This window comes from Bradyrhizobium nanningense (assembly GCF_004114535.1).
In the GTDB taxonomy this organism is placed as follows: domain Bacteria; phylum Pseudomonadota; class Alphaproteobacteria; order Rhizobiales; family Xanthobacteraceae; genus Bradyrhizobium; species Bradyrhizobium nanningense.
The window spans coordinates 46230-57778 of the sequence record NZ_LBJC01000015.1 but is presented as its reverse complement, the minus strand read 5'-3'; the positions used below and the strand labels follow the sequence as shown (position 1 = coordinate 57778).

General features: G+C 58.8%; 9 protein-coding genes. 5 read left to right on the top strand and 4 right to left on the bottom strand.

Annotation, left to right across the window (positions count from 1 at the left end; translation table 11 throughout):
- Positions 1-120: 120 nt before the first annotated feature.
- Positions 121-507 (bottom strand): H-NS histone family protein, encoded by a 387-nt coding sequence (locus tag XH84_RS09980; RefSeq protein WP_128918711.1) that lies wholly within the window; start codon positions 505-507, stop codon positions 121-123.
- A gap of 714 nt (positions 508-1221) precedes the next feature.
- Between XH84_RS09980 and XH84_RS09975 the strand changes: the two genes are divergently transcribed.
- Entirely contained in the window at positions 1222-1590 is a 369-nt protein-coding gene (locus tag XH84_RS09975; protein ID WP_128918710.1) for an H-NS histone family protein, read from the top strand.
- Between the two features lie 48 nt (positions 1591-1638).
- Here the strand turns inward: XH84_RS09975 and XH84_RS09970 are convergent, their stop codons facing one another.
- The 3 genes from XH84_RS09970 to XH84_RS09960 all read right to left on the bottom strand — a co-directional run bounded on the left by XH84_RS09970 (position 1639) and on the right by XH84_RS09960 (position 7783).
- Positions 1639-3105 (bottom strand): exopolysaccharide biosynthesis polyprenyl glycosylphosphotransferase, encoded by a 1467-nt coding sequence (locus XH84_RS09970; RefSeq protein WP_128918293.1) that lies wholly within the window; start codon positions 3103-3105, stop codon positions 1639-1641.
- Between the two features lie 154 nt (positions 3106-3259).
- A complete protein-coding gene (locus XH84_RS09965) occupies positions 3260-5356 on the bottom strand; it encodes an energy-coupling factor transporter transmembrane component T family protein (RefSeq protein ID WP_128918294.1) in 2097 nt (698 codons plus the stop codon).
- A 93-nt stretch (positions 5357-5449) separates the two neighbouring features.
- Complete coding sequence (locus tag XH84_RS09960) at positions 5450-7783, bottom strand: AAA family ATPase (protein ID WP_128918295.1); 2334 nt, start codon at positions 7781-7783, stop codon at positions 5450-5452.
- A 303-nt stretch (positions 7784-8086) separates the two neighbouring features.
- On the opposite strand from XH84_RS09960, the gene rfbC reads away from it, so the two are divergent.
- Genes rfbC through rfbA form a run of 4 tightly spaced genes read left to right on the top strand, consistent with a single transcriptional unit; the run spans position 8087 to position 11522 of the window.
- Positions 8087-8644 carry a dTDP-4-dehydrorhamnose 3,5-epimerase gene (gene rfbC / locus XH84_RS09955; RefSeq protein WP_128918296.1) on the top strand — a complete coding sequence of 186 codons (558 nt, stop codon included), beginning with the start codon at positions 8087-8089 and terminating at the stop codon, positions 8642-8644.
- A gap of 10 nt (positions 8645-8654) precedes the next feature.
- On the top strand, positions 8655-9713 hold the full coding sequence (rfbB, locus tag XH84_RS09950; RefSeq protein ID WP_128948135.1) for a dTDP-glucose 4,6-dehydratase: 1059 nt from the start codon (positions 8655-8657) through the stop codon (positions 9711-9713).
- Positions 9714-9721: 8 nt separating this feature from the next.
- On the top strand, positions 9722-10711 hold the full coding sequence (rfbD, locus tag XH84_RS09945; RefSeq protein WP_128918298.1) for a dTDP-4-dehydrorhamnose reductase: 990 nt from the start codon (positions 9722-9724) through the stop codon (positions 10709-10711).
- A complete protein-coding gene (gene rfbA / locus XH84_RS09940; RefSeq protein WP_128918299.1) occupies positions 10620-11522 on the top strand; it encodes a glucose-1-phosphate thymidylyltransferase RfbA in 903 nt (300 codons plus the stop codon). The genes rfbD and rfbA overlap by 92 nt, the downstream gene beginning before the upstream one ends.
- Positions 11523-11549 lie beyond the last annotated feature (27 nt).

Here is an 11549-nt window from a genome sequence, read left to right as displayed (position 1 = left end):
GGCTTCGCCAGTGCGGCAGATTCGCTGGGCCGACGCTTCAATGGCCGCGTTCGGAGTGAGCTGGTGCCTTCCATCCGTGGGCTAACGACATCGCGCATGCCGGCATTTGTAGTGGCAGGGTTATGAATGCTCGTGACCACCAGCATTCCGGTTGGAGGCTTCCCCGTTGTCGTGAATTCTGAACTCGTCCAGCGTGTGCCCCGATTGTAGCGCGGCGACCAGCCAGCGCGGCTGTTTGCCACGCCCAGACCAGGTCTCTGTCGGCTTGAGGGGGTTGAAGTACTTCGGTACGACCTTTGGGTATTTGCGGCGAGGCGGTTGGCTTGGGCCCGTGTCGGTTGCCCCGCCTTCCGCCCCTCCGAATTGATCCGGTTGATTGAGTTGCGCCAGGCGCTTCTCCAACTCACGCTTTTCGGCCGTGATCTTTTCAGCAAGAATCTTTGTTAGCTCCTCGTGGAGGAGCCAAAGCTCTTCAAAATCCATGGCCTCGAGATCCTGCCTGCGCATAGCATTCTCGTCACCGTTCGACCGCCGCCTCCCTACCTTCATCTCACGTGAATACCGATTTTCGAGTGAACAACATGGCAGGGCAAGGCTGGTCATTCAAATTGACGCGAGAATAAATAAATAATATATTATTTAATATATATTGCGAGGATTATTTTCACCGCTCTATTGATGGACGAAAAACCTTGCTGCAAGCTCGAAAAGAAGCATTCGATGTTGTCGGCTGCCCGCTGGTACGTCTTCAAGCGGCAGTGAGTGAGTTTATAGCTCCTTCGGGTGCAGGGACCGACATCCAGGCTTTGAAGCTACAAATCCACCTGCGAAAGCTCGCTTTGAGAGACATCGCAGTCATAAGCTCGCGTTTGCAGCGGGCCGATGGTCGAACTTCAGGAGGATTGCCAGCGAAGCGCGGCCTGGCGCACCGGTCATATTCGCCAGGAATGCGGCGTGGCAGATTGATCAGGCGCCCCGTTTAATCAGCCATTTTCGCTTGAGGTGGGGGGACGGTGCACGTAAGGCGCGTGTTCCCAGTTCGGCTGCTATTAAATTCAGCTGATAATTCATTTTTCAGTCTTGATTGGAACCGGCGACGCAGCTATGTGGAGGCCGCACTTGCCGTTCGGTTCCACATATTTTTTGGGTACAACCCGACACTGTGCTCTTGATTATCGGGACGGGGACGATATTAAATGGGCGCAACTACAGGATGCTAGCATGTCGACCAAGAAGCTCGAACTAGAAGCGCTGTCCATTGATGACCTATGGTCGCTTCATGAGGAAATTAGCGGCATTTTGTCGGATCGGATCAGGGCGGAAAAGCAGGAGCTGGAGAAGCGCCTGGCGGTTCTCGGCGGCGGGGCGGCTATGCTAGCCGAAGCAGGCGGGGCGGGCGTCTCTCCGACCGGCAAGCAGAGGCGCAAATATCCGCGCGTATTGCCGAAATATCGTAACCCGCAGACTTCCGAAACCTGGTCAGGCCGTGGCAAGCGACCGCGTTGGCTGGTCGCTGCCATGAAATCCGGTCGCCGGATCGAGGATTTCCGTATCGGGGAAGCGGCTCCGAAGCTTCGGCAGCGGGCATGAGGACAAGTTGCGCCAGCGGCTGCGCAACTTGGTGTGTGGCGATCTGGTCTAGTAAGCGTTGCGCCCGCGCAATACTTCCATAGGAGTTCGCAACAGGATTGCGAGATCCAGCCCAAGACTCCAATTGTCGATGTACCAGAGATCGTACTGTACTCGTGCTTCGATCATCGGCGCCGTGGGTGTTGCGCCGCGGCAGCCGTGGACCTGGGCCCATCCGGTCAGCCCCGGCCTGACCCTGCGGCGAAAGGCGTAGTTTCGCACAAGCTTGTCAAACTGTCCGTCGTGCGCCAAGGCATGGGGACGCGGGCCCACCAGCGACATGCTGCCCTCAAGAACATTTAGCAGTTGCGGCAGTTCGTCAAAGCTCGTCCGACGCAGCCACTTGCCTACGCGGGTGACGCGTTGGTCGAGTGGGGTGGCCTGAGCGATTACGCTGCCGTCCTCGAGCACATGCATGGTCCGAAATTTGCGGATCAAGAATGTCCGACCATTGAAGCCACAGCGTTGTTGTCGGAAGAATACGGGGCCTGGAGAATCCAGCTTGATTGCGACTGCAGCCAGCGCAAGCAGTGGTGCAGATAGCGCCAGCGCCAGCCCCGCGCCGACAACATCAATGGTTCGCTTGGTGGCGCACTCAAGGTAGGTAAGGGGACCGCGCTGCAATTCAACGCAAACAGCACTTCCCAGACTTCGCGTAGGATGTCGAAGCAATTCGGATGTCGTGCCGACGGGCACGAACATGATCGGGAACGGCAATACCCGCAGATCGGCGACAAGTGCTCGAAGCTCGGGCCATCGCTCCGGACTGGCCTCGACGACCACTTGGTCGAGCGGGGCGTTGCGAATATAGTCGATTAGGCGAGAGGCGAGCCGCTTTCGACCGGCTGGCCCGAAGCCAATCGGCGGCAGGCTGAAGCGTCCCTTGATGCAATAACCGTGCATAGCCAAGGCCTCTGGCAGGCCGGCGTTTTTCGAAAGCGGTTGGTCGCTGATTAGAACGATATTGGTGCTAGCGAATTTTCGTTCGCTCAGACCTCTTACCAGCAGCGTCCTGACCCCCCATCGCTCGGCCACAAGTAACGCCAGGCCGAGGATGGCGAAGACTGGGGCTGTCTCCTGAGATGCGCCGGGGCGGATTGCAAAGCCGTACGCGGCCCAAATCAAGAGCGACAATGACGCCCAGGTCGCGCAGACGGCCCGAACCTGGTTCTTGAGCATGAAGAGCTCAATTGGGCGATAGAGGCCCTGAGCCTTCAGCGCTGACGCCACACACGCTGCGCTGACCAGTGCCAAGCCAAATGCGTTGCCCTGTTCCCCCCCGGTCTGCCCGTTCTGGAACCGGTCCATAAACGTGACGACGACGCTCGCAAGCAAAATCGTCACGATATCGGCACAGAGCGCAACGTGTTCGATCCGGTCATAACGCAGGGGCCATTTGTGCCGGGATACCAACGGCTCAAGGCTGACACGAGCCGTATCGTTTTGATCGGGGAAGTGTCGGTTCACGAAGTTCATGGCGTGGTACTCGAAACAGGTATTTAATATATTATTAACTGATTGAATATATCAAGTTAAAATAACGATCATTTATATCGCGCGCCGCATCGCTTGGGTTCGAATCTAGCGCATGTGCTCCGTCGTCCGCATGTCGAGCGGAAACCCTTTGGTGTTATCGCGCTGTCCCGCGGCCCGATACTCGGTTCGGCGGAGGGAGGTCCGTTCCGGTGGATGGAACCCGAACTTCCTTGCTCATGCTCTGAAGGGCAGCTGAATCCCGCTCGGTGGTCAGTTTGTCCACCAAGCCCTTCCCGTCCGCCGACGCCGATTGATAGGCGGCGTTAAGAGCGGGGCGGAGACTGGGCTGTTTGGCAAGGACAATCCTGACGTCACGCTGCACCAGTTCACGCAGCTCAACCTCGCTTGCGGCCGAGACCTCGCCGAGAGCGACAGTGAGTCTCAGCGGAAACAAGGCCAACTCGTTTGGTGCTGTGTAGTACGAAAGTTTCAGCAAGGCCGCGACATCATATTCGGCTGATCTCTGCTCTCTCGAGAGAGCCGCAAGCATAAGCCAAAGATCACCTCGTAGCGGCGAGTACTGCAGTGCCTGCGCCAATGCGGTCGGCGTGGCCGGGGCGACTTTGATCTCCGGCCTCGACGCTGCCGCTTCATTGGCGTTGAGCTGCGGCGCAGGTGCGAGCCCCCCGGGACGCAAGTCGCCGTCAGCGCGAAGTGAGCTCGGAAGGAGCGCCCTTAGAATGACTTGGCGTGCCGCTTGGCTGGCGGCCGCTTCGATCGGCAAACCACCCGGATTCCGTTGCTGAGCGAGCAGCCAGACCGTTTGCGCGATCAGGGCGACTGCGAAGCAGCCCAATCCAATACGCATCGTCGCCGTGCCAATCTCATAAGTGCGTGTTGGAGCACATGTCGGACCTCGACTATCCGGTTCACTTACAGGTCGCGTTGATTGCGACGGCAAGGCGGCAGTGCCTGTATCACGTTGACTTTGAGCGACCGCCAGTCCGAACATGGCGGCGGCGAGCAGCGATGCGTCGAACTCGAGAATGCCGTCCTCGACCAAGGCCAGCATGGCTAGTGCAGCCGCAGCGCCGGAACCGATGGCCGCGTAGACGTAGTCACGCCTTCGCCGCAGAGAGCATCTGAGCAAAGCCGCGGCGCCAAGTACCGCAACCGTCAACACGCCATACAGAAAGGGGCGGCCCATTTCGATTGCGATGGCAGCGGCAGCCGTCGGGCGCTCTGGCGACACCGGCGCGCCGATATCGCGATGGATCGGCAGCAGTGCCACGTACGTTCCTGCACCGGTCCCGGCTTGGCGGGTGTTTTGCAGCATTCGTTCAGTCGCCGTCGGGGGATGCGCGGATAGGGCGATCGTGAGATCGGTATTCTGCCTCACCGGCAGCAGGGTGAACGCCGCCAGAAAGAGAATTGCAGCCGTCGCAAGCACGCTAGCCATTCCCCAAGGACCATAGAACCAGTTCTGGATCGCGAATGCGGCGAGAACGATTCCCACTCCGAGCAGTGCAGCTATGGCAGTTCTCGTCGAGTCCTCCCTGGCAAGGATCGCCGACAGGCAGAGCAACGTCGCCAGGAGTGCGAACGACAGGGTCGTCGCCAGCTGAAATGAGATTTTCTTGGCCCGGCGGCGTTCCTCGAACGCACGGGCCGTCATCGCCGCAGACAGCACCAGGCCGAGCACTGCCGGTACTGCACCGGCCACGACTGGCAAGGGAGTATCGCCGGGCGAGAGAAAGTCCGCTCCCATCGCCTGTCGCATTAGCAAGTACGCACTGACGATCGTTGCGAACGAGACTAGCATGGTGAGGAGCTGCCAAGCACGCTGTCTATCCAGCGCGACAACGGTCGCGACGAGCGCGAGGGCAACAGCCGTACTGTAATGCACGAATGCCCGCATGGTTGCGCCGATGTCCACCGTGAGCCGTTCAGCAAGGGGGATGTTCAAGGCGGCAGATGCGGTGGCCCATATCGGATTGCCGGAGCCGTGGATAGGAATTGGGACAAGTTGAATAGTCATGTAGATCGCCGGTACAACGAGAATGACGAGGGGAAAGAGCAGTAACCGCCGTACCAGGCGAACGATTGCGGAGGATGAGGTGAAAACTGCGGTTGCAAGCACCCCGATCGCGAGAAGTGCAGAGCATAGAGCTCGCGCTTGTGGGATCTCGGGCATTGCAAAACCCACGGCAACGGACACCAGGAGTGCCACCATCAGGAACCTGTCGAGCATACAACGTCACCTCAGGGGTTGGCGTTTCTCCGAAGGCTCGGGCACAGCAGACTCTTCGACGACAAATCAGCAGGTCGTATGGCGACAGGCCGCTCAGGAGCTCGAAAGACCATAGCGTATATAGTGACTGTCATCGTAATAATCGCTTCGGTGGGTGTCGTATCGCGCCATCGCCTTGATGTCAGTCTTGTTCAGTACTGCGCCGATCAGCGAGTCCGAGATCGTCGGGGCGGTGTGCAGTGCATGCTGCACGACGTCGATCTTGGTGCGTCCCCACTCGACGACGAGAACGTAACAATCGATCAGGGGAGCTGTTACCCGTACGTCGACAAGCGGACTCAGCGGCGGAAGATCGACAATGACGTAGTCATAGCTTTGTCGCAGGCGATCAAAGAGTTTGCATATCGACCCGTCGGACAGAAGTTCGCTTGAGTGAAGCACTCGGCCGCGCTGAACGGCCGGAAGGACGGCAAGAGTCGTGTTCGGATCCCGCCATACGACCTCATCGAGTGAGCGATCGCCTTTCATGACTTCAATAATGCCATCCAAAGCCTTGGGGACGAGACGGGCCGAGAGCGATGGATTCCGCAGATCGCAGTCGACTATGATCACCTTCTTCCCGCTGTGCCCGATAAGTTGCGCCACGGAAGCGGCAATCGTGGTCTTGCCCTCATTTGGGAGGGCCGAAGTTACGCCAATCACCTGGTTGGGGGTCTTCGCCGGGCTATGGTCGATCGCAATCTTAATCGATCGGATGGCCTCAGTGTACCGAGAGAGAGGCATGCCCACGACGGCGCGATGGATGTCCGGAGCGCTCGAAAGTATTCGTTGGTTCGAGTCTTCCTGCGTCTGTTGCGGCCGAGCTGCCGACCTCTGCTGCCTGGGCAAACTCAGGATCGGCACGAGGGATAGGCACGGCAGGTCCAGCGCTGCCTCAAGCTGGGAAGACGTGCGGAAAACGCGATCCATTACGTCCCGCACGAAACCGAGGAGCAGTCCCAGCGCGAGCCCTCCCAGAAGTCCGACGCTCAGCACCACCTTGGCTTTCGGTTTGCTCTTGGTTTGAGCGGCAGAAGCGGGGAAGATGACCCGGGTTTCCGAGATCGGGAAGCTTTCCTGCTGGGCCGAGCCCATGTACTGCTGAAGGAAAGTGTCGTACAGACCCCGTAAGCTCTTGGCCCGACTCTCAAGATCTCTTATCGTCAGCTCTGCCGAGTTTGTGAGGCGCGACTGCGCAATGGCCACAGAGAGACGTTTTTCGATCTCCTGCTGCCGCTGCTTTGCAAGTTCGGCTTCGCTGCGGCTGATCTCGGAGAGTCTCTTAACCTCGTCCAGAATGGAGACGCGAAACTCACGCAGCCTGTTTCGGATGTTGACAACCGCCAGATGATCTCGACCGACGCGGGCGGATAACTCGGCCTCGCGCCTGGCAAGCTCGAGATATTGCTGGCGTAGCGACGTAATGATCGGACTGTTCATCGCGTCGGAGCCTATGGCATCCAGATTGCCGATCGAGGATGGTTTGGCCGGATCGACGGCAAGGAGAGCTTCGTAACGCGACAGCTTGGCCGTGGCTTCTGAACTCTGTGCGCGCGCGGTAGCCAGCCGCGTGTTGAGTTCGGTGATCTGCTGCTCGTCGATCGGCTTTCCTCCGGACGAAACGATGTTGTTTTGAGATTTATAAGCCTCGACTGCACGTTCAGCGGTCAGCGCCTCCTCACCGAGGTTTCGCAGTCGTTCCCGCAGCCAGCTCGTTGCAGTTCGAGTGGCTTCAAATTTCGCCTCGAGCTGGTCGTTGATGTAGGCTTTGGCAATTGCGTTCGCGATGTCCGCCGCCAGCGCTGGGTCGCTCGAGGTGAACGCGATTTCAATAACGTGACTGTAGCCAACTCGGCCGGCAGATAGGCGATCCAGAAAGTTCGCAATTGTGGCTTCCGAGGGCTGCTCTGGCGGAGTAGGTTGCGCACCTTGTGATGGAGCGGACCTCCACCTTCGAAGCAGGCCCAGTAACCAGGATTGCAGCGGCCGTACCTCCTTGAAGTCAGGGTGATCGGCCAACGTCAACTGCTTGATCACAGCCGCAGCAGTCGCCTGCGACTTGATGATCTGCAGCTGCGTTTCGATTTGGGTAACGTCGACGGTTGGTTCGGATAGAAGCGATTGCTTCTGGAGGAACTGCGCCCTTGGATTTTCGAACAGGACCTGAACCTGCGCGGTATAGGCCGGTGAGACCAATCGTAAGTATATGAGGCTGGCGGCACTTGCGAGGAGAGTGGCGAAAATGATGACGAGGTACTGTCGCCGTATAAACACGAGCGCCAATTTAATGAGCTCGCCGATGCCCGCGGCGTTTTGTCGATCCGGCTGCATTTGTGCGGCGGAGGGGAGACGTGCCCCGTCGGTCTGGAGCGTATTGGTCTGAAGCATCGGACAATTCTCTCGACTGTCGACAATCGCGCGGGAGCAGCCCGTGGCCGCGTATTGGCGCCACGGGCTGATTTAAAATAATATATCAGATAAAATTTGTATTGCCAATTAAATCCGGCTCAGGCATTAATTGCCGAATAATTAATTTGAATGACGGAAGGGCCTGGCGTCCGATTAACTCCTGACATTTGTCGCGACCAGAGCGAGGCCGAACTGGTTCGGCCGGAGTGCTCGATGCGCGGTGCATTGAGAGGATCAGGTCGACCGCCCGGGCGATAGCGCTGCGTATCGGAGCGTGCAGTCATGCTGGAAGTGCGAAGTTTGGCGATTCCGGACGTCAAGATAGTCCGATCGAAGCGCTTTTCCGATATGCGGGGCTATTTCTGCGAGACGTTTCGCCGCTCTGCCTTTGCCGAAGAAGGAATTTCTCACGACTTTATCCAGGACAATCAGTCCTGCTCGGAGCGGGTGGGGACGGTTCGCGGATTGCACTTCCAGAGGCCTCCGTTCGCACAGGCCAAGCTCGTCCGCGTGTTAAGGGGCGCGATCCTTGATGTGGTGCTCGATCTTCGGAGGCGATCGCCGACATTCGGCAAGCACGTTTCGGTGAAACTGGATAGCGAGAGTGACGAGCAGCTGCTCGTTCCAAAAGGGTTCGCTCACGGCTTCTGTACGCTCGAGCCTCAAACCACGGTCTTTTATAAGGTCGATGAGGTCTATTCGCCGGACCACGATGGCGGCGTCTATTGGGCGGATCCGGAGTTGGCGATCGAGTGGCCGGTTAAGGCCTCGGAGGCGCAACTGTCGCCGAAGGATCGAGCACTTCCGTCCTTCAATCAACTCGCTTCAGTGTTTGAATAGAGGGCGTGTCATGCGTGTCCTGGTGACGGGTGGAGCGGGATTTATCGGGTCTGCGGTCTGTCGCCAATTGGTCTTGGAAGCTGAGGCCTCGGTGGTCAATGTCGACAAGTTGACCTATGCGGCCAATTTGGCCTCGCTGGCATCAATCGACGGCACCAGCCGTTATCGATTTGAGCAGCACGACATCTGCGATCACGAGGCGGTCACTCGTCTATTCTACGAATGGGAGCCGAGCGCAGTCATCCACTTGGCGGCAGAGAGCCACGTCGATCGATCGATTACCGGCTCGGCAGCGTTCATCAGCACCAACATCGTCGGCACCTATACTCTGCTGGAAGCAGCCAGGCGATATTACGACGGGCTTTCGAGCCAGAAACAGAGACAGTTCAGGTTCATTCACGTGTCGACGGACGAGGTCTACGGTTCATTGGGGCCGGTCGACTGCTTCCGGGAAGACACCCCTTACCGGCCGAGTTCACCCTATTCGGCGAGCAAGGCCGCCTCGGACCACCTCGCGCTCGCCTGGCATAGGACCTATGGCTTGCCGGTGATCGTGTCGAACTGTTCGAACAATTACGGACCGTTCCAATTCCCGGAAAAGCTCATTCCTCTGACGATTCTCAACGCGATTGAGTACAAATCGCTGCCCGTCTATGGCGACGGCAGCAATGTGCGCGATTGGCTTCATGTCGACGATCACGCAGCCGGCCTGATCCGGCTGCTATTCGAGGGCAGAGCCGGCGAGAAGTACAATTTCGGAGGCGATAGCGAACGCTCGAACCTGGAAGTCGTCACCCGGATCTGTGACGTGCTTGATCGTTTACGTCCGGGGCCGGCAGCCAGGCGATCGTTGATCTCGTTTGTGTCGGACCGCCCGGGACACGACGCGCGCTACGCGATCGATGCGTCCAAAGCTCGCAGCGAGCTGGGATGGAAGCCGACCCGAAGCTTCGAACAAGGTCTCGCCGACACGGTGGAATGGTATCTGGCCAGCGGCACCTGGTGGGCGCGGGCTCGCAATATGGTCTACGACGGTTCGCGTCTTGGCCTCCCGGCCACCCGACACTGAGGTTGCCAATGATCGAACAACCGATCCTGATTGCTGGTCGAAGTGGCCAATTGGGCAGTTGCCTTCATGATCTCGCTGCGCTTAGCGGCGTGTCTGCGGTCGCGCTCGGACGTGAGGAGCTCGATCTTGAGGTCCGCGAGGGGGTCGACAGAACGATCGCCTCGATCGCCCCCTGCATGATCATCAATGCCGCGGCCTATACGGCTGTGGATCAAGCTGAATCCGAGGCCGGAAAAGCCTTCAGTATCAACCGCGATGGTGCGGCTGCGTTAGCGGATGTCGCATGGCAGAGAAACATTCCATTTGTGCATGTGTCGACCGATTATGTCTTTGACGGTGCTAAACGCGAGGCTTACGACGAGGCCGACGTGCCAGCGCCGTTGAACACATATGGTGCATCAAAATTGGCCGGCGAGGCGGCCGTATTGGCGGCGCACCCTCTCGCGACCGTCGTCAGATCGTCTTGGATCTACAGCTCAACAGGCACCAACTTCGTTCGCACAATGTTGCGGCTGGCCGAAACGCATCCAATGGTAAGGGTCGTCTGCGACCAACACGGAAGCCCGACGTCGGCGGCGGAGCTGGCCGCAGCGCTCCTGAAGATTGCGAAGCGGTCGCTTGCCGATGATCGCCGCATCGCGGCAGGCATCTTTCATGTGGCCGGCCAGGGGACAACAAGCTGGCACGGCTTTGCCGAAGCAATCTTCGATGGCTTGTCCCGTCGTGGAGTGCGGCCGCCGGCGCTGGAAGCGATCACGACAGAGCAGTATCCCTGCGCCGCGCGCAGGCCTCTGAACTCGCGCCTGGATTCATCTAAAGCGGAGCGCGTGTTCGGAATTCGATTGCCGGCCTGGCGCCACTCTCTCGAAAGCTGTCTCGACCAACTTGTCGGAAAAGGAGACACCGATGCTGAAGGGAATCGTCCTGGCTGGCGGCAGCGGAACTCGGCTCTACCCGATCACGCGTGTGGTCAGCAAGCAGTTGCTGCCCATCTATGACAAGCCGATGATCTACTACCCGCTGTCGACGCTGATGCTGGCAGGAATCCGCGACATCCTGGTGATCACGACCCCGGCGGACCGGTCTCAATTTGAGCGATTGCTCGGCAATGGAAGCCAGTGGGGAATTCGGCTCAGCTATGCGGAACAGCCTCGTCCCGGCGGCTTGGCGGAAGCGTTCATCGTAGGTGCCGATTTCATCGGAACCGATCGGGTCGCAATGGTGCTCGGAGACAATATCTTCTTCGGCGGCGGCTTGCGCGAACTACTCGCAAGGGCCGCAGCCCGCGAGGAGGGGGCAACCGTGTTCGCGTATCACGTACGTGATCCGGAACGATACGGCGTGGTCACGTTCGACGACCTGGGCCGCCCACTTCGAATCGAGGAGAAACCGAAAGAGCCGACATCGAACTGGGCCATCACCGGTCTCTATTTCTTCGACAACCGGGTCGTGCGATATGCCCGCCGTGTCGAGCCGTCGCCGCGGGGAGAGCTCGAGATCACCGATCTGCAAATGCGCTATCTCGCGGCCGGCGCTCTCCACGTCGAGCGCATGGGACGGGGATTCGCATGGTTGGATACGGGCACGGTCGAGTCGCTTATCGATGCAGGGACCTTCGTACAGACGCTCGAAAAGCGGCAGGGCATGAAAGTGGCGTGTCTCGAGGAGGTCGCCTTCCGGCAGGGATTCATCAACGAACATCAGCTCCGCGGACTGATTCAGCCGCTGGAGAAGAGCGGATACGGCAGGTATCTCAATGAAATCCTGCGGTTGCCTGAGGCTCGTTCCGGCGCCGCAATCGAGGTCTGATCTGTGATTTAAATTTGCTTTCATTTA

What these genes read in the sequence shown, in the direction of transcription:
- XH84_RS09980 (WP_128918711.1), bottom strand. Translation starts at nt 507, where the DNA reads ATGCGCAGGCAGGATCTCGAGGCCATGGATTTTGAAGAGCTTTGGCTC.
- XH84_RS09975 (WP_128918710.1), top strand. Translation starts at nt 1,222, where the DNA reads ATGTCGACCAAGAAGCTCGAACTAGAAGCGCTGTCCATTGATGACCTA.
- XH84_RS09970 (WP_128918293.1), bottom strand. Translation starts at nt 3,105, where the DNA reads ATGAACTTCGTGAACCGACACTTCCCCGATCAAAACGATACGGCTCGT.
- XH84_RS09965 (WP_128918294.1), bottom strand. Translation starts at nt 5,356, where the DNA reads ATGCTCGACAGGTTCCTGATGGTGGCACTCCTGGTGTCCGTTGCCGTG.
- XH84_RS09960 (WP_128918295.1), bottom strand. Translation starts at nt 7,783, where the DNA reads ATGCTTCAGACCAATACGCTCCAGACCGACGGGGCACGTCTCCCCTCC.
- rfbC (WP_128918296.1), top strand. Translation starts at nt 8,087, where the DNA reads ATGCTGGAAGTGCGAAGTTTGGCGATTCCGGACGTCAAGATAGTCCGA.
- rfbB (WP_128948135.1), top strand. Translation starts at nt 8,655, where the DNA reads ATGCGTGTCCTGGTGACGGGTGGAGCGGGATTTATCGGGTCTGCGGTC.
- rfbD (WP_128918298.1), top strand. Translation starts at nt 9,722, where the DNA reads ATGATCGAACAACCGATCCTGATTGCTGGTCGAAGTGGCCAATTGGGC.
- rfbA (WP_128918299.1), top strand. Translation starts at nt 10,620, where the DNA reads ATGCTGAAGGGAATCGTCCTGGCTGGCGGCAGCGGAACTCGGCTCTAC.